The sequence below is a fragment of the Yersinia sp. KBS0713 genome (assembly GCF_005937895.2).
In the GTDB taxonomy this organism is placed as follows: domain Bacteria; phylum Pseudomonadota; class Gammaproteobacteria; order Enterobacterales; family Enterobacteriaceae; genus Yersinia; species Yersinia bercovieri.
In genome coordinates, this window is record NZ_CP042173.1 from 1,437,558 (window position 1) to 1,456,125 (window position 18,568).

Consider the following 18,568-nt stretch of genomic DNA (forward strand, 5'->3'; position numbering starts at 1 on the left):
CCTCTGCCAGCACGATGATATTGTGCTGGCAGATTAATTATGAGTAATTTATTTATCACTAAAGGGTAAGGAGCCGTGATGGCTGGGAACAGTATTGGGCAATTTTTCCGCGTCACCACTTTTGGTGAGTCTCACGGCATCGCCTTGGGATGTATTATCGATGGTGTTCCGCCGGGTATTCCCATCACCGAGGCCGATATTCAGTTGGATCTCGACCGACGTCGTCCGGGCACTTCACGCTATACCACCCAACGCCGCGAGCCGGATGCGGTGCGTATTTTATCTGGTGTGTTCGAGGGGCTAACCACCGGGACCAGTATCGGGTTGATGATTGAGAATACCGATCAGCGTTCGCAAGATTACAGCGCGATTAAAGACGTGTTTCGCCCAGGCCACGCTGACTACACCTATGAACAGAAATACGGGGTGCGCGACTACCGTGGTGGTGGCCGCTCTTCCGCCCGTGAAACGGCGATGCGCGTTGCTGCCGGTGCCATTGCTAAAAAGTATCTGGCGCAGAAATTTGGTGTGCAGGTGCGGGGTTATTTGGCACAAATTGGCGATATCAGCTGTGATTTGATTGATTGGGATTTGGTCGAGCAGAATCCGTTCTTCTGCCCGGATGCCAGTAAATTGGAGCCGCTGGATGCGCTGATGCGCGAGCTGAAAAAAGCGGGCGACTCGATCGGTGCCAAAATCACTGTGGTGGCTGAACAGGTGCCAGTCGGTTTGGGCGAGCCGGTTTTTGATCGTTTGGATGCGGATCTGGCCCATGCGCTGATGAGTATCAATGCGGTGAAAGGGGTGGAAATTGGCGATGGTTTTGCGGTGGTGACCAAGCGTGGTAGCGAAAATCGTGATGAAATTACGCCGCAAGGTTTCCAGAGCAACCATGCTGGCGGCATTCTGGGCGGTATCAGCAGCGGCCAGCCGGTCGTGGCGCATATCGCTTTGAAACCTACGTCCAGTATTATGGTTCCGGGGCAAACCATTAACCGGCAGGGGGAAGCGGTGGAGATGGTCACTCGTGGTCGCCATGACCCTTGCGTCGGCATCCGTGCGGTCCCGATTGCTGAAGCGATGATGGCAATTGTGCTAATGGATCACCTGCTGCGCCAGCGTGCCCAGTGTGGTGATGTGGTTTCAGACGTTCCGCGCTGGTAGGCACAATGAACAGATGGATTGCGAGTGCGGTGGCACTTGCCGGCATAGTGTTGCTGGGCGCAACAGCCCCAGTCATGGCTGCGACGCCGTGGCAACAGATAGTGAATCCGGTGCTGGGATCGCCACAGTCGATTGGGGGTTTTGCCAATGGCTGCGTGATTGGTGCCATGCCTTTGCCGCTTCAATCGGCAGATTATCAGGTGATGCGCCCAGATCAGCGCCGCTATTTTGGCCATCCTGATCTATTGAACTTTATTCACCGTCTAAGTGATAAAGCTCAGAAAAATCAGCTTGGTACAGTGTTGATTGGTGATATGGCGATGCCCGCAGGTGGGCGTTTTAACAGCGGTCATGCCAGTCATCAGTCAGGTCTGGATGTCGACATCTGGTTACAGTTGCCACCACAGCGCTGGAACCAACAGCAGTTGCTAAAACCGCAACCTATTGATTTGGTTGCCGCGGACGGTAAAGGGGTGGTGCCAGCACTTTGGCAGCCACAAGTTGAAAATTTGATTAAGCTAGCGGCTAACGATAGTGAAGTGACCCGCATTTTCGTCAATCCAGCGATTAAAAAACAGCTCTGTCTGGATGCGGGCACGGATCGCCATTGGCTGCATAAAGTACGCCCGTGGTTTGGTCACCGTGCTCATATGCACGTGCGTTTGCGCTGTCCAGCCGATAGCCTGGAGTGCCTGGATCAAGAGACACCGCCAGCGGGTGATGGCTGCGGTGCCGAGCTGGAGAGCTGGTTCCAGCCTCATCAGCCAAGTGCTAAACCAGGTAAAACCCTGCCACCACCACTGCCGCCTTCATGTCAGGCGTTGCTGGACAACCATTTTGCTACGGAATAAATCATGGATTGGTTTACCCTTGGTCCTGCGGTTCTGGGGATATTGTTTGTAGTTGCGTTATTGGCCGGATTTATTGATTCCATCGCGGGTGGCGGCGGTTTACTCACTGTCCCGGCGCTGTTAGCGGTGGGCTTACCCCCGGCGCAGGCCTTGGCGACTAACAAATTGCAATCTGTTGGCGGGTCGTTCTCCGCCAGCCTCTATTTTATCCGCCGTGGCGCGGTTAATCTAAAGGATCAAAAGCTGACCATTGCACTGACTCTGGTCGGTTCGATGCTGGGCGCGATTTTGGTTCAGCATATGCGGGCGGATATTCTGCGGCAAATTTTGCCGTTGCTGGTGATAGGCATTGGCGTCTATTTTCTGGTGACCCCTAAGCTCGGCGAATTTGACCAAAAGCGCCGTTTGTCTGCACTGCCCTTTGCCCTGATAGCCGGTGGTGGGGTCGGTTTTTACGACGGTTTCTTTGGCCCCGGCGCGGGTTCTTTCTATGCACTGGCCTTTGTCACCTTGTGCGGTTTCAATCTGGCGAAATCCACCGCCCATGCCAAAATCCTGAATTTCACCTCTAATTTGGGCGGCCTGACTTTCTTTATTGTCGGCGGCAAAGTGGTGTGGAGTATTGGGCTGGTGATGTTGGTCGGGCAGGTGCTGGGTGCGCGTCTGGGGGCGCATATGGTGCTGACGAAAGGGCAGAAATTAATTCGCCCAATGATTGTCGTGGTGTCATTCGTCATGAGCTGCAAGCTGCTGTACGACAGCCACGGTGCCGAGATCTCCTCCTGGCTGGGATTACACGTTTTCGCTTAACTTAAGGTATCAACTATCAGGGATAACCTGATGTCGCTCGCGATACCGCTCTTACGGACTCAAGCATGACCCATCATTATCAGCAGTTGATCGACGTTTTTAATGCCAGCTTTAGTGACTCATTTAATACGCGATTGGTCAAAGGGGAGGATGAACCTATCTACCTGCCCGCCGACGACCAACTCCCTTACCATCGGGTGGTTTTCGCCCACGGCTATTACGCCAGCGCGATGCATGAAATCTCCCATTGGTGTATTGCCGGCGAAGAGCGGCGCAAGCTTGTGGATTTTGGCTATTGGTACTGCCCGGATGGGCGCGATGCGTTAACCCAGAGCCAATTTGAAGTGGTAGAGATAAAGCCGCAGGCACTGGAGTGGATGTTTTGTGTAGCGGCTGGTTTCCCTTTCAATGTCAGTTGCGACAATTTGAACGGGGATTGTGAGCCGGATCGAATCACATTCCAGCGTAAAGTGCGCGAACAGGTGCTATGGCATCTGGAAAACGGAGTATCCCCACGACCTGCGGGCTTTATTCAGGCGTTACAATCGTTTTACAATACACCGCCGTTGACCCCAGAACTATTTCCCTACCCGGAAGATTTAGTTTAATAACAGATTGATATAATTAGGATAAGAGTGATGATCGCAGAGTTTGAAACACACATCTTGGCGCAGATAGATGACATGGTAGAGCACGCCAGTGATGATGATTTATTTGCCGGTGGTTACCTGCGCGGTCATCTGACGTTAGCGGTGGCGGAGTCGGAAGAGTTCGGTGAACACACCGCGGAGCAGTTACATGCCCGCGTACAAGCCAGTTTGGAAAAAGCCATCAAAGCCGGTGAGTTATCGCCACCGGATCAGGTTTTGGTGCTGGGATTGTGGGATCGTTTGCTGGAACAGGCTATTAAATAACCTTTGGCCCTGAAATCGCAGGGTTAGCGCTGTTGCACCGGTCTGCCTTTCAGTAATTTTCGAATCCAGAAGCGGTTAGGATTCAGTGCCGCCAGGGTAGAGGCATCCAGTGGCAGCGGTTCGCCAAATATCTGTGCTGCCAGAATTTCAGCCACCAGTGGCGCACTGCATAAACCACGTGACCCCAATGCACCCACCATAAATAACTCCGGCCACACTGGGGCTGGGGCTATTTCATCACCGCGCTGAATTTTGCGTGGCAGATCCTGATACTGCGCCAGAGTTGCGGCGTACTCCGGCACCGCACCGACCATCGGTAAATGGTCACGGATAGCACAGCGCACCCCACAACGGGCCTGATTATCACTGATATCAACCTGTTGCGGCCAGCTCACCTGTGGTAAGCAGCGTAAGAGTCGATCGCGGTTCTCTTGCTGCTCGTCAGCCCGAAAATCAGTGGCGACATCGCCGCGCTGATAACTGGCCCCAATACAGTGATGCTGATTGGCGGGGTTCACAGGTGTTAGGTAGCCGTCATAGCACAGAACCTGCCGTAACTGACTGAGTACGGGCGTGGTGGGGATATGCGATACCTGGCCGCGCACGGCAGAGAGCGGCAGATGGCGAGTTTGTTCCCACTCGGGTAAGCGGTGACCGGTTGCCAGAATCACGGTGGCATGCTGTTTGGCGGCTTGTGCAAAGGTTAGCTGCCACTGCCCATCAATCTGCGCTAACTGCTGCAATTCATGCTGATAATGGCAAACCATGCCGTTTTGTTGTCCCAGCGCTATGAGCGCGATGGTGAGATCTGATGGGCAGAGCCAGCCACCGGCAGGGTAGTGTATGCCATCGTGGGCGCAATCTAATCCGGCCAGCGCACTGAGTTGTTCGCGGTTCATCCCTTGGGCGAGAGCTTCCGGCCACTGGCTTTGCAGCATCTTATCAATCTTGCCGCGGCTTTTTTCATCAAATGCTAATTGGCTAACACCGCACCACTGGTGATCAAAACGAATACCTTGCTCAATCAATTGGTCATATTGGCGGCGGGCAAAGGTAAAGGCGCTGGTGAAAAAAGCCTCCAGTGCATCATTTTTGCCATTCAGCAGCGGGTAGAGCGCACCTTGCCGGTTACCGGATGCCCCCTGTGCCGGTTGTGTATCGGCGCAATAGAGTGTGACCTTCGCCCCACGGCGCTGCAAAGCCAATGCGGTTAATGCAGTGACAATCCCGCCGCCGACAATTGCGATATCATCACCATGGGCAGCAGAGGGGCGGTGATACCAAGGGGCGCATTGCGTATCGAGGCTTTGTGGTAAGGTGCCAGTCAGCATTTCACGTTTTTGCCCGAAGCCTTTCACTTTAGCGACCTCAAATCCTGCCTGCTGTAACCCTCGGCGCACAAATCCGGCGGCGGTGAAAGTGGCAAAAGTGCCTCCCGATCTGGCCATACGCGCCATCGAACTGAACAGGGTATCATTCCACATATCGGGATTTTTGGCGGGTGCGAAGCCGTCGAGGAACCAGACATCCACTTGATTATTCAAGCTGGCATCCCGCTGTGGCAGCAAGGTATTGACATCACCAAACCACAAATCCAGCGTGATAGCCCCTTCAGCCAGCAAAATACGGTGGCAGCCAGCAAGGGGCAGGGGCCATTGCGCTCGCAACTGTTCGGCAAAGGTCGCCAGTTCCGGCCAGCGTGCATGGGCAGCCGCCAAATCGGCGATCTGTAGGGGGTATTTCTCGAAGCTGATATAGTGCAAACGCTGAAGTTTGGCGGTGGGATTTTGCTGCTTAAATTGGGCAAAATCGCGCCATAATGTCAGAAAATTCAACCCGGTACCAAAGCCGGTTTCAGCAAAAATGCAGTTATCTCGTGGGTGTTGGGCAAAACGTGCCGGAAAGCCGTTGCCCTTGAGAAAAACATAGTGCGTCTCTTCCAGCCCATCGTCATTGGAAAAATAGATGTCATCAAACTGTTCCGATACAGGTGTACCCTGTTCATTCCAGCTTAATGTTGCAGTTTGGATTGGCGCTTGGCTCACGTTAAAAGACTCGTATCTCAAGGGGTGGGGCGATTCTAACTATGTGACCCGCCGCGTGCAAATTGTAAAATTATCTGGCTATATTACGCTGATCGGACTTGTTCGGCGTACAACTGTACGCTAAAGTGCGTTGCAAAATCCCGAATGTAAAATTAGTGGAAGAGGTATTGAATGAAGCGTGCAGTCATTACTGGCTTGGGTATTGTCTCCAGCATTGGTAATAACCAGCAGGAAGTTCTGGCATCTTTGCAGGAAGGCCGTTCTGGCATTACTTTCGCTCAGGAATTTAAAGACGCAGGTATGCGCAGCCATGTCTGGGGCGATGTAAAACTCGCCGCTGAGCCAAAAGATCTCATTGATCGCAAAGTGCTGCGTTTTATGAGCGACGCCTCAATTTATGCTTACCTTGCGATGCAAGAAGCGATTGCAGACTCTGGTTTGTCGGATGAGCAGGTCTCTAATTTCCGTAGTGGGCTGGTTGTCGGTTCTGGTGGTGGTTCTCCCCGCAACCAGGTGGCCGGCTCCGATGCCATGCGTACCCCCCGCGGCCTGAAAGGCGTAGGCCCTTACATGGTGACAAAAGCCATGGCGTCTGGTGTCTCCGCTTGTCTGGCAACACCCTTTAAAATCAAAGGGGTGAACTACTCCATCAGCTCCGCTTGCGCAACTTCTGCCCACTGTATTGGCCACGCTTTGGAGCTGATCCAACTGGGCAAACAGGATGTGGTCTTTGCCGGTGGTGGGGAAGAATTGTGCTGGGAGATGGCCTGTGAGTTCGACGCGATGGGCGCATTGTCGACCAAATACAATGAAACGCCAACCAAAGCTTCCCGTACTTATGATCAAGACCGCGATGGTTTTGTGATTGCAGGCGGTGGTGGCATGGTGGTGGTTGAAGAGCTGGAACATGCTCTGGCCCGTGGTGCACACATTTATGCTGAAATTGTTGGCTACGGTGCCACCTCTGACGGTGCCGACATGGTGGCACCATCAGGTGAAGGTGCAGTTCGCTGCATGCAGATGGCAATGGAAGGTGTGGATACTCCAATCGACTACATGAATGTACACGGCACTTCTACACCGGTTGGTGATGTGAAAGAGCTGGGCGCGATTCGTGAAGTATTCGGTGATAACACGCCAGCTATCTCCTCAACCAAAGCGATGACCGGTCACTCTCTGGGGGCCGCAGGTGTCCATGAAGCTATTTTCAGCCTGTTGATGGTTGAGCACGGTTTTATCGCACCAAGCATCAATATTGAAAATCTGGATGAGCAAGCGGCGGGGATGAATATCGTCACCAAGCCAACTCAACGTGAACTGACCACGGTGATGTCTAACAGCTTTGGTTTTGGTGGGACTAACGCCACCCTGGTTATGCGTAAATACCAGCAATAAGGTCAGTGGCAGATATTTCTGCTAGTTGATACTGAATAACTAGGCCCGCGAGAGATCGTGGGCTTTTTTATTCGCTATAAAATATAATTTATGCAAAAAATGGCGTGTCATCATCAGAGAGACGTATCTTTCTTGTTAATTTTATCTTTTTGTATAAAAGAATGAGAGGGGATCACTTGTTATTCATAAAAACATCTTATACTAAATAACTAAAGTGGATAACAATATAAAAAGTAGGTGGTTGAATGCTAACGTATTAGCTTAAATCTCACTTTTTTTTAATGTGCTCTTAGTTGCTTAAAGTCAAATTTAGCGTTAAAAACCCCTTGCCTGCCTAAAAGCGTTAATTCACAATATTAGAACAATAATTAAACAAACCTATTTTTGCTTTTTAATTTACCAACACAGCAGGGTAGTTCAATGAGCCATAATCAAAGTGATCAGAAGCTGAAGATTGCCGATTTAAACGAGCGCGTTGTTCATGAAATACTGGAAGTAATAAGTGATGGTATCTGGGATTGGAATGCAAACAATGGATTTGTTTACCGTAATTCCGGTTGGTATGAAATGCTGGGATACCCTGTTCATGCATTTGAAAATACAGTACATACGTGGGAAAAAATTATCCATCCCGATGATTTTGAGCGGGTCATGTTTCAGTTTGATGCCTATATTAATAATCAGTCCGAAAGATACCAGATAGAGTATCGCTGCCAGACTCATGAGGGCGACTATATCTGGATTGAAGATCGCGGCAAAGTGATTGAACGTAATCGCGATGGTTCGGTATCAAGGATGATCGGGGCTCACCGAAATATTCATGATAAAAAACATCGCCTTGAAAAGTTAGAGCTAAAAAACAAAACGCTGGAAGCATTAGTTGAAGAGCGAACGTCAGAGTTACGTAAAATCAATTACCAGCTACAGCAGCAATTAGATATCAAAAAAAGCCTTTCCGAAACCGATGTATTAACCTCAGCCGCCAACCGCTATTTACTGGAGAAAGTTCTGAAGCATGAATATAACCGTGCTAAGCGATTTTGCCAGCCGCTATCATTGCTTTCGCTGGATTTAGATAATTTTAAATTTATTAATGACCAATATGGCCACTCTGTCGGGGATTTAACGCTGACACATATTGTTGATGTGATTAGGAATAATATTAGGGAAATCGACGTTTTGGGCCGTTGGGGGGGCGATGAATTTATGATCGTGTTACCGAACACGCAATTAAACGAGGCTAAAACCATTGCTGAGGAGATCAGACAGCTCATTGAGGTAATGCCGGTGGATGGCAATATTCACGTGACAATGAGCTTGGGCGTGGTCGAGTTGGCGCAAAATGAAGCGCAGGAGCAATTATTAATCCGCGCGGATAAAATGCTTTATAACGCCAAGGCTGCGGGTAAAAATGTTATTAGAGGCTGATATTTTCATGCTTGCCGTTGCTGGCTTGCTATAACCGCAACGGCAATAACATTGGCGTTAATAACTAGCCGCTAATAACAATTAGGGTTTCAGTGCATACTCTGCGGCGGCTTTGGCATGGATAGCTGTGGTATCGAAGACCGGCACACTGGCATCTTGTGCATTTACCAGCAGGGTAATCTCAGTGCAGCCAAAGATAATGCCTTGCACACCTTGTTGCTCTAATTTTCCTATAATTCGGCGATACTCTTGGCGGGAGATATCATTGATAACCCCTAGACACAGCTCTTCATAAATAATGCGGTTAATGACTTCACGGTCAGCACTGTCTGGCGTAATAACCTCAATATCGTGTTTTTCAGTTAAGCGGCCACGATAGAAATCTTGCTCCATGGTATAGCGGGTACCCAATAAGCCTATTTTATTGATCCCTTGCTGCTTAATTTGTGCGGCTGTGGCATCAGCAATATGTAATAACGGCAATCCACTGGCGGCTTCAATATCATCGGCCACTTTGTGCATGGTATTTGTGCATACCACTACCACCTCAGCCCCCGCGAGTTTTAATGATACGGCAGCATCAGACAGCACTTTTGCCGCGCTCTGCCAGTCACCTTTAACTTGCAGCTGTTCAATTTCATGAAAATCAACACTGTAGAGAATAATTTTGGCGCTGTGCAACCCGCCTAATTGCTCTTTAACCTGCTGATTAATCATCCGGTAATAAGGAATGGTCGATTCCCAACTCATCCCACCAATAAGGCCCAAAATCTTCATCGTTATATTCCTGTCAGCATCGGTTGTGAGCTATCGGAAAAATCTATTCACTCTTATACCATTAACGGGTTTGATTGGCGCTTATAGGAATATTACTAGTAAACAGGCGATCACTATGGCTACCGCGACAATCACCAGTGACGGTTTTTGCAGTAAGTTTTGTACTGATTGCGGTAATGCGACAATCATTGGGTTAATCAGTGGCTGTAGGATTTTTTGGTCTTCGGCTAAATTTTGTGTCGCATTGGCCCGGTCTAATCGGGCGGAAAATAGCACATTGATAATATCGTTCAGCTGCGCTTGTGTCAGTGGCGTCGAGGGGCTGGCCTGAAAGCGGTTCTGGCTATAATCGAGCAATAACTGCTGCTCTTGCGCAGTGGCGGGCTGTTTTAGCGCGGTTTGTAGATTAACCAGTGTCGGCGCAGTTTGCTGGCTAAGAGCCACTTTAGTCTGCAAAAACTGGCTGAGGATCTGGAAATGGCGCGCTGGTAGCGGGTCACTACTTTTCACCCCCACCATATCAAATAGCGCTTGCCATATTTTTGCCGGCTGTTCGCCGGTGACGGCACTGAGTTTTGCCACCAGCGATTGAATATTTTGCTGTTCTGCCGGTAATAGTGGCCGGTCAGTTATGGTGGTCAGCTGTGGCTGCGGAATATTTAGCGTGCCGGATTGCAGCAGCACTAATACTTGCTGTAATTCGAAATGGCTTAACTGGCTTAATACTGTGTGACCAAAATTCTGGCGAATAAAGTCGCTCACCGCCTGTCGATTATTACCCTGCGGCAGCAGTTCAGTCAGTTGTTGGCGTAACTGGTGATTGGCGTGATTTTCCTGTGTCTGCAACAGGCGGGTTTGCAGCAGTTGTTCCGCTGGCTGGAAGTGGCGAGCGAGCAAATCACTGGTGCTGCTAAGGGATAAATCGTGACGCAGGGCGGCCCAGATCTCGGCTGACTTAATCGGGCTGAGAGCCATAATCCGCACAATCAGTTTTTCCAGTGTGGTGCGTTGAGCAGGAGTCAGTGCCTGATCGTCCACTTGGCCCTGATGGGTCATCTTGGTCGGTGCGACATTGCGATCACTGGCAAGGGGGGCACCTGGGCCGTTCAAAGGTTGCATATAACCGGTCCTTCGCTGTGGAGACGATACGATGGAAAATAGTGGGATTAGCCAGCGATAGGGCGGGCCGCCGACATGATACCTGTAAATGTGTCGCCTACATTACATTTTTTAAGTAAATGCCTTGGTCATTAATTGTAATGTTGAGTGATAGTTTAGGTTCAGACATTGATAATCTTGATTATGCCGCTAAGATGAGCGCTCATCCTGTATGGGACTGACTCAATAATTTTTGAGATGAATCGCCCGGATAATGGTTAAGCAAGGATAATGGTTAAAAGACAACGCGCTGCTAAGTGGTTCCTCTGTCTGGCTTGCCTGGTCATACTGGTCTGTATGACGCAACGCATTGCCAGCCTGCACGCGTTGGAAAAAACTCTCCTCCCTAGCTCGTCATCACAGACCCTTGCCGACACCAATGAAGCCCCCACACCTTGCGAGCTAAGTGCCAAATCTCTCTTGGCCTCACCGCCGGTACTGTTCGAGTTAGCCATTTTCTCTTTGGGTCTGTTACTGCTGCTGTTGATGCCGACCGCACCGACCCGCATGAGATTCCCGCCGCCCAGAGTTATCTCACCCAGTGATTTGAGGGTGCATCTGCGATTATGCATTTTCCGAGAATAGAGACGTTTTTGGCGTCATGACGGCAACCCAGTTGTTGCTGTGATTAATCTATTTTTGGAGAAAAACAGTGCTCAATTTAAGCAAGACAGCCCTGTTCTGTCTGTTGCTGCTATGGATGCCCACCCTTTGGGCGGCAGACAGCGGCTGGCTGGTCAGTCCACAAAATGACCACGCAAAAGTTCGGCTACGTGCCGAACCATCAACGGGCGGTGAAACCCGCATGTTACTTGCCGTTCAACTGCAAGATGGCTGGAAAACCTACTGGCGCTCGCCAGGAGAGGGGGGGATTGCGCCCACCATTGCATGGGATCTGCCGCTTGATGCAGTAAAATGGCACTGGCCAGTACCGCAACGTTTTGATGTTTCTGGGATTTCAACTCAGGGATATCATCAGCAGGTGATGCTGCCGATCGTCATTTCCGGGCCGCTGCCCAAGAGAATGAGCGGAACATTAACCCTATCGACCTGTAGCAATGTCTGCATTTTGACCGACTATCCATTTAGCCTCGATCTCTCCTCGCCGATAAGCGCTGAAAACCAGCAGCAATTTATGCACGATTTTGCCCAGGCGATGGGGCAAGTGCCGATTGCTAATGCCTTGACCAAACAGATTCAGGTGGGCTATGGCAACGGCGAAGTGCAGATTCTGGCGCTGCGTGAGGAGGGGTGGTGGCAGCCCGCGTTGTTCTTCGATACGCTGGATGACGTGGATCTCGGCAAACCCATCGTTAGCGTGCAAGGTAACCAACTGTCGGTGCGGGTTGCAGCCACGGATGGTTGGGGGGAAGGGACGGCGGATCTGCGCGGCAAGCCGCTGACCATGGTGATTAGCGATGCTGGCTTGGCGCAAGAAACCACGCTGAACATTGGGTCGGCACTCAGATTACCTGCGTCATCCACCACCTTTTGGTCGTGGATATTCATGGCGCTGGCGGGCGGATTGATTCTGAATCTGATGCCCTGCGTGCTGCCGGTATTGGCGATGAAACTGGGTTCGATCCTGCAAACAGAGCAGCAAACTCGCCGTCAGGTGCGTTGGCAGTTTTTGGCCTCTGCGGCAGGGATCATCAGCTCATTTTGGTTGCTGGCACTGCTAATGACCGCCTTACGTTTAGGCAATCACGCCCTGGGTTGGGGGATTCAGTTCCAGAGTCCGTGGTTTATCGGTTTTATGGTGCTGGTCACCGCGCTTTTTACCGCCAATCTGCTCGGCCTGTTCGACATCCAGCTCTCCTCGTCACTGAACAGCCGCATTGCTGCCCCGCGCATTGAGAAATCAGGCGCCCGTAGCATGGCGGGGCACTTTGGGCAGGGCGCACTGGCGACCCTGCTGGCAACCCCTTGTTCCGCGCCATTTCTCGGCACGGCAGTGGCGTTTGCCCTAGCGGCCCCGCTACCTGCGCTGTGGGGAATATTTACCGCGCTCGGGGTCGGTATGAGCTTGCCGTGGCTGGCGGTGGCCGCGTGGCCGACATTAGCTCTTTGCCTACCGCGCCCCGGCCGCTGGATGATCCATCTGCGCATTGCCATGGGGGGGCTGATGCTAGCCTCCAGTCTGTGGTTACTCACTCTGATGATCAGCCATATTGGCCTGCTAGCGGTGATTATCACGGCTGGCGTGCTGCTACTGGCGCTGTTACTCGCCATTGGCTGGCGCTATGGCGCCCGTGTTGCCGTCATCGTCAGCTTAATCAGCGTGCTGATTATAGGTGCCCTACTGCTGGCCGGTTCACTGACGGCTAACCTGTGGCGTCAGCCGCTCCATGACAACATCCCATGGCAGCCGTTAACAGAATCCGCCATTAAACAGGCACTGCGCGAGCATAAACGGGTGTTTGTCGACGTCACGGCTGATTGGTGTGTGACCTGCAAGGTCAACAAGATACATGTGCTGATGCGCGATGATGTGCAGCAGGCGCTGCAAGCGCCGGACGTGGTGGCGCTACGGGGTGACTGGACACGGCCCTCGGCTGCTATCACCCAATTTTTGCGCGAGCGCGGCACTGTGGCTATCCCATTCAATCAGATTTATGGGCCGCAGCAACCGCAAGGGGTAGTGCTCTCCCCGCTGCTGGATCGTGATGTTTTGTTGAAAGTTTTGGCCGATGCCAAAGGAGATAAAGAGTGAAAATTTTGATGATTTTGTTACTAGCGCTGATCGCCACGCCACTCTGGGCGGCAGAACCCTTCACACCCGCACAAGAGCTGCGGATCAAAGCGTTAATCCGCGAAACCCTGGTAGCGAACCCGGATATTCTGGAACAATCAGTCAATGCCTGGCAGCAGCAGGCCAATCAGGCGCAGGGGCAGCAGTTGAGTCAGTTTATCGCCGCCAATCAGCAAGCCCTATACCTAGACCCCGCTAGCCCACGGTTCGGTGCGGCAAAACCCGCACTGACCTTGGTGTCATTTACCGATTACAACTGCCCATTCTGCAAAACCTTTGATCCACTGCTGGAAAAAATAGTGCAGGAGTATCCGCAACTGGCGGTGGTGATAAAGCCTCTACCATTTAAAGGGGAAAGCTCAGTGACCAGCGCCCGACTGGCGTTGACTCTCTGGCAGCAGCACCCGGATCAATTTATGGCATTTCATCAGCGCCTGATGACGAAAAAAGGGCTCCATGACGCCAATAGCATTGCCGCGGCGCAGAAAAAAACCGGTGTCACGCCAGTGGAACCGAGTGAGCAAAGTCTGAATGTGCTGCGCAGTAATCTAAAATTGGCCGATCAACTGGGCATTCAGGGCACCCCCGCCACTCTAATTGGCGACCAACTGGTGCCGGGCGCTATCTCCTATCAACAGCTGGAGGAGATAGTGAAACAGCAACTGGCATCGGTGGATAAATGAGCCGCTTAAAGCGCTGGAGCAAAGAGCTGGCGGTTTTAGTGCTGCTGGTGGCGGTGGTTTCGCTGGGAATGGATTGGCTGCGCAGCCCGCAGGCACCGTCTGATTGGTCAGATACGCCTTTGCAAACGCTCACCGGGGAAACCGTCTCTTTACAGGCGATGAGCCAAAACAAACCGCTGCTGATCTATTTCTGGGCGACATGGTGCGGGGTGTGCAAATTCACCAGCCCCAGTGTCAATCAGTTGGCGCAGGAGGGCGAGAATGTGTTGACCGTAGCATTGCGCTCCGGAGATACCCCGCAGCTTGAGCGCTGGCTGAGCAAAAAAGGCTATCAATTACCGGTGGTTAACGACTCATCCGGCCAGCTATCAGCCCAATGGCAAGTCAGTGTGACGCCGACGCTGGTGATCCTCTATCAGGGCAAGATGGTGCAGCACACCAGCGGCTGGAGCAGTTATTGGGGGATGAAGCTGCGCCTGTGGCTGGCGGCATTCTGATATAACATTTTTCTATGCTATCGCCCGGTGCATTCATGCCGGGCTTTTTTTGGGCTTTATTGTGCGCTTTTTCTGCGCAGCGGCTTGCGCAGGCGCTGAGCCAGTATGACACCCGCGAGGGTAATGCCGCCGCCAATCAGGTGGTAGCTGTGCAATTGTTCATGAAGGAGAGTTACGGCAATAATGGCGGTAAATACGGGCGTCAGATTCATAAATATTGACGCGGTGTTTGCACCAAGGCGCATAACACCCTGAATCCATAAATAGGGCGCAATAATGGAGGCGGGAATGCCGGCAAATAGCACCAGCGGGATATTTTGCGCGGTTAATTGGACATCCGCTGCCAGCAGGAAATTAGGGATTAATAGCAGGACACCAAAGGCTATCTGCATATAAAGGGATTGCCAATTTGGTAACTGAATGGCCCAGCGCTTGGTTAACACCCCATAGAGGGCATAGGATGCCGATGCGCCTAACATCATCAATTCACCTTTGCCGATGCCATGTTGCAGCAATTGTGCGGGGTTGCCCGCACTGACTAGCCACACTAATCCCCCCAATGACAACAGGCTACCCAGCGCGATGCCCACTGTCGGGGCCACACGTAGCAACACAATACTAATCAGCACCGTCAGCAGCGGAATCAATGAACTGAGTATTCCCATAAACAGGGCGCTAACGCTGTGGGCCGCGTAATAGGCCAGACTTTGGTACAGCACCATGCCCAGTAACCCCAAAATCATCAGTTTCCACCAATAGACGCGTATCGCTGACCAGTTACGGATCACGCCCAACAGCAAAAATGGGGTTAATGTCAGTAGCGCTAACACCCAGCGGTAGAGAGAGATTGCGGCGGGATCAATGGCGGTTGCCGATACTTTGCTGACCACGGCATTGATTGACCAAATAATCACCGCGAACAGGGGGAATAACACATTCATGCTAATAATTCTCATCCATACACTTATGCGGTGCAGTTTACCGCTGTCTGGTTTATTCTATATAACGATAATCAGACAATAATTGGGGTAATCAGGACAATTTAAGCCGCAGGAATGGGGCTTGCCGGAGCCAATGCATCATGACAGAACCCTCTTTTCCCGTGGTGGCCGCCATCGAGCCGCAGAGTTTGTCCTTCCGCTGTGAGAGATATCATGCCAATACTGAATTCCTGCCGCATACCCACACCTACGGGCAATTAATCTGTGTAAAATCAGGGGTGTTGGCGATGAGTATTGGCGGTCAACGCTTTTTAGCACCGCCTGAATTCAGTGTCTGGGTTCCCGCCGGGGTCGAGCACTCCAGCTTTAACCGCAAATCACTACATTTTCGTGCCATTGATATTGCCCTCGATCTCTGTGATGGCTTACCCGATTCCGCCTGTTTGATGAATATCAGCCCAATCGTTAGCGCCATTATGGAGGATTGCTTCTCTCGCGGCTTATTGATGCCGGAAAGTGAGCAAGATAGGCGATTAGCCCACGTATTTATTGATCAGCTCAGGGTGTCACCGGTGCAGCGCACCTATCTGCCCACTTCGCAAGATAAACTATTGTCGCCAATCCTGGCCGCACTGGAGCGCTGCCCTGCGGATAACACCTCGCTGGCACTCTGGGCCAAGCGGGTCTATACCACTGAGCGGACATTATCGCGCCGTTGTCAGCAAGAGCTGGGAATGGCATTTAGCGAATGGCGGCAGCGACTGCGGTTTCTCCATGCTATCTCATTGTTAGAACAGGGAAAAACCGTACAAAATGTGGCGCTGGATGTAGGCTACAGCTCGGCATCTGCGTTTATTGCGATGTTTCAGCAAGTGGCAGGGACGACACCAGAGCGTTTTCGCCGCGCAAATCCCCGTCGTCCTTGAAACCACAGGGGTGTTAGCTGTGCTCACTTACCCGAATCACTTACTGATGTAAGCTCATCGGGATGCGTTTGCTGGCTGCCTACCTGTGGCTCCAATGACTTTGGGGATTCCTGTGCTCTTGAAACCACAGGGGTGTTAGCTGCGCGCACTTACCCAAATCACTTACTGATGTAAGCTCATCGGGATGCGTTTACTGGCTGCCTACCTGTGGCTCCAATGACTTTGGGGATTCCTGTGCTCTTGAAACCACAGGGGTGTTAACTGCGCGCACTTACCCGAATCACTTACTGATGTAAGCTCATCGGGATGCGTTTGCTGGCTGCCTACCTGTGGCTCCAATGACTTTGGGGATTCCTGTGCTCTTGAAACCACAGGGGTGTTAGCTGCGCGCACTTACCCAAATCACTTACTGATGTAAGCTCATCGGGATGCGTTTACTGGCTGCCTACCTGTGGCTCCAATGACTTTGGGGATTCCTGTGTTCTTGAAACCACAGGGGTGTTAGCTGCGCTCACTTACCCGAATCACTTACTGATGTAAGCTCATCGGGATGCGTTTGCTGGCTGCCTACCTGTGGCTCCAATGACTTTGGGGATTCCTGTGCTCTTGAAACCACAGGGGTGTTAGCTGCGCGCACTTACCCAAATCACTTACTGATGTAAGCTCATCGGGATGCGTTTACTGGCTGCCTACCTGTGGCTCCAATGACTTTGGGGATTCCTGTGCTCTTGAAACCACAGGGGTGTTAGCTGCGCGCACTTACCCGAATCACTTACTGATGTAAGCTCATCGGGATGCGTTTGTTGGCTGCCTACCTGTGGCTCTGCGTTTTTTGGGTATATACTAAGCCCCTGTTTTTCATCTGTAGGGCAGTGAGCTGCCGGAGAATAACGTGAAGATTCTGGTTGATGAGAATATGCCATACGCGGAGGATCTATTTCGGCGTTTAGGCGATGTGCAGGCGGTGCCGGGGCGACCAATCCCCCGTGAAGCGCTGGCTGACGCCGATGCGCTGATGGTGCGCTCGGTCACCAAAGTTAATGAGGCACTGCTGCAAGGCACCTCAATTGGTTTTGTGGGCACGGCGACTGCCGGTACTGACCATGTCGATGACAACTGGCTGCGGCAGCAGGGGATTGGCTTCTCCGCCGCTCCGGGTTGTAACGCGATAGCGGTAGTTGAATATGTTTTCTCCGCACTGATGATGATGGCCGAACGTGATGGCTTCCAGTTGCGCGATAAAACGGTCGGTATCGTTGGGGTAGGGAATGTGGGATCACGACTGAATGCTCGCCTGCAAGCCCTTGGTGTGCGCACACTGCTCTGTGATCCACCCCGCGCAGATCGTGGCGATAACGACACTTTTTGGCCGCTGGAAAAACTGGTGCGCGAAGCGGATGTCCTCACCTTTCATACGCCACTGAATAAAACCGGTGCTTATCAAAGCCTGCATATGGCGGATGATGAGCTACTGGCGGCCCTGCCGGATGGTCGTATCCTGATCAATGCTTGCCGTGGTGCGGTGGTGGATAACGCCGCACTGCTCCGCGCGCTGGAAAAAGGCAAAAAACTCAGTGTGGTATTGGATGTGTGGGAGCCGGAACCGGAGCTGTCGTTACCGCTGCTGGCCCTTGTCGATATTGGCACGCCACACATCGCCGGATACACCTTGGAGGGCAAAGCGCGCGGCACTACGCAAGTGTTCGAAGCTTTCAGTCAGCATCTGGGGCAGCCACAATCGGTAGCGCTAGCCACCTTATTGCCAGCGCCAGAGTTCAGCCACTTACAGCTCAATGGTGAGCTGGATGAAGGCAAATTAAAACGATTGATGCACTTAGTGTATGATGTGCGCCGCGACGATGCACCGCTACGCCGTGTTGCTGGCCTGCCGGGGGAGTTTGATCGCCTGCGTAAGCACTATCAGGAGCGACGCGAATGGTCATCACTTTGTGTGCAGTGTGATGATGCGGCCAGTGCCGAGCTGTTGCAGAAATTAGGTTTTATGACTCAGCTATTGTAACCCAATAACGCGATCTGAAAGGTGAGGATGGGTAGAAGAGTAAAGTGTCCGCGCCAGGGATGGCTTTTTTTTCAAAGGACAGACGGCGTCTTTACGATCTGCCTATTCTCACCGCTGTAAGAGCTGGGTCATCAACCTCAAGAGGTATTTTACCGTCTCTTTGTATTTGTATAAATCCTTGTATTTTAATGAACGTTAGTGGAGAAA

Annotated in this window: 17 protein-coding genes; 13 read left to right on the plus strand and 4 right to left on the minus strand. The window is 51.8% G+C overall.

The features are described 5' to 3' along the window. Window positions 1-78 precede the first annotated feature (78 nt). The 5 genes from aroC (at window position 79) to FFE93_RS06740 (ending at window position 3,739) form a co-directional block, all read left to right on the plus strand. A complete protein-coding gene (gene aroC / locus FFE93_RS06720; RefSeq protein ID WP_005278907.1) occupies window positions 79-1,164 on the plus strand; it encodes a chorismate synthase in 1,086 nt (361 codons plus the stop codon). A 5-nt stretch (window positions 1,165-1,169) separates the two neighbouring features. After that, window positions 1,170-2,015, plus strand: coding sequence for a penicillin-insensitive murein endopeptidase (gene mepA, locus FFE93_RS06725; protein ID WP_138774933.1), 846 nt, complete (start codon window positions 1,170-1,172; stop codon window positions 2,013-2,015). A 3-nt stretch (window positions 2,016-2,018) separates the two neighbouring features. Next, window positions 2,019-2,825, plus strand: coding sequence for a sulfite exporter TauE/SafE family protein (locus tag FFE93_RS06730; RefSeq protein WP_138774934.1), 807 nt, complete (start codon window positions 2,019-2,021; stop codon window positions 2,823-2,825). A gap of 65 nt (window positions 2,826-2,890) precedes the next feature. Then, complete coding sequence (locus FFE93_RS06735) at window positions 2,891-3,433, plus strand: elongation factor P hydroxylase (RefSeq protein ID WP_049600954.1); 543 nt, start codon at window positions 2,891-2,893, stop codon at window positions 3,431-3,433. Between the two features lie 30 nt (window positions 3,434-3,463). Further along, window positions 3,464-3,739, plus strand: a complete 276-nt coding sequence (locus FFE93_RS06740) for a YfcL family protein (protein ID WP_005278915.1) — start codon at window positions 3,464-3,466, stop codon at window positions 3,737-3,739. A 23-nt stretch (window positions 3,740-3,762) separates the two neighbouring features. Here the strand turns inward: FFE93_RS06740 and mnmC are convergent, their stop codons facing one another. Beyond that, window positions 3,763-5,784, minus strand: coding sequence for a bifunctional tRNA (5-methylaminomethyl-2-thiouridine)(34)-methyltransferase MnmD/FAD-dependent 5-carboxymethylaminomethyl-2-thiouridine(34) oxidoreductase MnmC (gene mnmC, locus FFE93_RS06745; protein ID WP_138774935.1), 2,022 nt, complete (start codon window positions 5,782-5,784; stop codon window positions 3,763-3,765). 171 nt (window positions 5,785-5,955) lie between these two features. On the opposite strand from mnmC, the gene fabB reads away from it, so the two are divergent. Together fabB and FFE93_RS06755 are read left to right on the plus strand one after the other, a co-directional pair. Beyond that, window positions 5,956-7,179, plus strand: a complete 1,224-nt coding sequence (gene fabB / locus FFE93_RS06750) for a beta-ketoacyl-ACP synthase I (RefSeq protein ID WP_005278921.1) — start codon at window positions 5,956-5,958, stop codon at window positions 7,177-7,179. 420 nt (window positions 7,180-7,599) lie between these two features. Beyond that, on the plus strand, window positions 7,600-8,607 hold the full coding sequence (locus FFE93_RS06755) for a sensor domain-containing diguanylate cyclase (protein WP_138775213.1): 1,008 nt from the start codon (window positions 7,600-7,602) through the stop codon (window positions 8,605-8,607). A gap of 81 nt (window positions 8,608-8,688) precedes the next feature. Here the strand turns inward: FFE93_RS06755 and FFE93_RS06760 are convergent, their stop codons facing one another. After that, a complete protein-coding gene (locus tag FFE93_RS06760; protein ID WP_049600966.1) occupies window positions 8,689-9,384 on the minus strand; it encodes an aspartate/glutamate racemase family protein in 696 nt (231 codons plus the stop codon). An 81-nt stretch (window positions 9,385-9,465) separates the two neighbouring features. Continuing rightward, window positions 9,466-10,503, minus strand: coding sequence for a flagella biosynthesis regulator Flk (gene flk, locus FFE93_RS06765; RefSeq protein WP_138774936.1), 1,038 nt, complete (start codon window positions 10,501-10,503; stop codon window positions 9,466-9,468). A 270-nt stretch (window positions 10,504-10,773) separates the two neighbouring features. On the opposite strand from flk, the gene FFE93_RS06770 reads away from it, so the two are divergent. From FFE93_RS06770 to FFE93_RS06785, 4 genes are all read left to right on the plus strand, one after another. Further along, window positions 10,774-11,127: a hypothetical protein gene (locus tag FFE93_RS06770; RefSeq protein WP_032898875.1), complete on the plus strand. Its 354-nt coding sequence runs from the start codon at window positions 10,774-10,776 to the stop codon at window positions 11,125-11,127. Between the two features lie 67 nt (window positions 11,128-11,194). Continuing rightward, window positions 11,195-13,255 carry a protein-disulfide reductase DsbD family protein gene (locus FFE93_RS06775; protein ID WP_138774937.1) on the plus strand — a complete coding sequence of 687 codons (2,061 nt, stop codon included), beginning with the start codon at window positions 11,195-11,197 and terminating at the stop codon, window positions 13,253-13,255. 8 nt (window positions 13,256-13,263) lie between these two features. Further along, window positions 13,264-13,977 carry a DsbA family protein gene (locus FFE93_RS06780; RefSeq protein WP_005278934.1) on the plus strand — a complete coding sequence of 238 codons (714 nt, stop codon included), beginning with the start codon at window positions 13,264-13,266 and terminating at the stop codon, window positions 13,975-13,977. Next, on the plus strand, window positions 13,974-14,474 hold the full coding sequence (locus tag FFE93_RS06785) for a protein disulfide oxidoreductase (RefSeq protein WP_138774938.1): 501 nt from the start codon (window positions 13,974-13,976) through the stop codon (window positions 14,472-14,474). The genes FFE93_RS06780 and FFE93_RS06785 overlap by 4 nt, the downstream gene beginning before the upstream one ends. 56 nt (window positions 14,475-14,530) lie before the next feature. On the opposite strand, the gene FFE93_RS06790 is transcribed toward FFE93_RS06785, so the two are convergent. After that, complete coding sequence (locus FFE93_RS06790) at window positions 14,531-15,415, minus strand: DMT family transporter (protein ID WP_005278937.1); 885 nt, start codon at window positions 15,413-15,415, stop codon at window positions 14,531-14,533. A gap of 140 nt (window positions 15,416-15,555) precedes the next feature. On the opposite strand from FFE93_RS06790, the gene FFE93_RS06795 reads away from it, so the two are divergent. Together FFE93_RS06795 and pdxB are read left to right on the plus strand one after the other, a co-directional pair. Then, the gene (locus tag FFE93_RS06795; protein ID WP_138774939.1) at window positions 15,556-16,341 is read left to right on the plus strand and encodes an AraC family transcriptional regulator; all 786 of its coding nucleotides are present in this window, start codon (window positions 15,556-15,558) and stop codon (window positions 16,339-16,341) included. Window positions 16,342-17,233: 892 nt separating this feature from the next. Continuing rightward, a complete protein-coding gene (gene pdxB, locus FFE93_RS06810; RefSeq protein WP_138774942.1) occupies window positions 17,234-18,361 on the plus strand; it encodes a 4-phosphoerythronate dehydrogenase PdxB in 1,128 nt (375 codons plus the stop codon). Window positions 18,362-18,568: the final 207 nt, after the last annotated feature.

Excerpts from the sequence above, each read along its gene's own strand:
- FFE93_RS06780 (WP_005278934.1), top strand. The coding sequence starts at position 13,264 with ATGATTTTGTTACTAGCGCTGATCGCCACGCCACTCTGGGCGGCAGAA.
- FFE93_RS06730 (WP_138774934.1), top strand. The coding sequence starts at position 2,019 with ATGGATTGGTTTACCCTTGGTCCTGCGGTTCTGGGGATATTGTTTGTA.
- fabB (WP_005278921.1), top strand. The coding sequence starts at position 5,956 with ATGAAGCGTGCAGTCATTACTGGCTTGGGTATTGTCTCCAGCATTGGT.
- FFE93_RS06790 (WP_005278937.1), bottom strand. The coding sequence starts at position 15,415 with ATGAATGTGTTATTCCCCCTGTTCGCGGTGATTATTTGGTCAATCAAT.
- mepA (WP_138774933.1), top strand. The coding sequence starts at position 1,170 with ATGAACAGATGGATTGCGAGTGCGGTGGCACTTGCCGGCATAGTGTTG.
- FFE93_RS06760 (WP_049600966.1), bottom strand. The coding sequence starts at position 9,384 with ATGAAGATTTTGGGCCTTATTGGTGGGATGAGTTGGGAATCGACCATT.
- FFE93_RS06795 (WP_138774939.1), top strand. The coding sequence starts at position 15,556 with ATGACAGAACCCTCTTTTCCCGTGGTGGCCGCCATCGAGCCGCAGAGT.
- FFE93_RS06735 (WP_049600954.1), top strand. The coding sequence starts at position 2,891 with ATGACCCATCATTATCAGCAGTTGATCGACGTTTTTAATGCCAGCTTT.
- FFE93_RS06740 (WP_005278915.1), top strand. The coding sequence starts at position 3,464 with ATGATCGCAGAGTTTGAAACACACATCTTGGCGCAGATAGATGACATG.
- flk (WP_138774936.1), bottom strand. The coding sequence starts at position 10,503 with ATGCAACCTTTGAACGGCCCAGGTGCCCCCCTTGCCAGTGATCGCAAT.
- aroC (WP_005278907.1), top strand. The coding sequence starts at position 79 with ATGGCTGGGAACAGTATTGGGCAATTTTTCCGCGTCACCACTTTTGGT.
- FFE93_RS06755 (WP_138775213.1), top strand. The coding sequence starts at position 7,600 with ATGAGCCATAATCAAAGTGATCAGAAGCTGAAGATTGCCGATTTAAAC.
- FFE93_RS06770 (WP_032898875.1), top strand. The coding sequence starts at position 10,774 with ATGGTTAAAAGACAACGCGCTGCTAAGTGGTTCCTCTGTCTGGCTTGC.
- FFE93_RS06785 (WP_138774938.1), top strand. The coding sequence starts at position 13,974 with ATGAGCCGCTTAAAGCGCTGGAGCAAAGAGCTGGCGGTTTTAGTGCTG.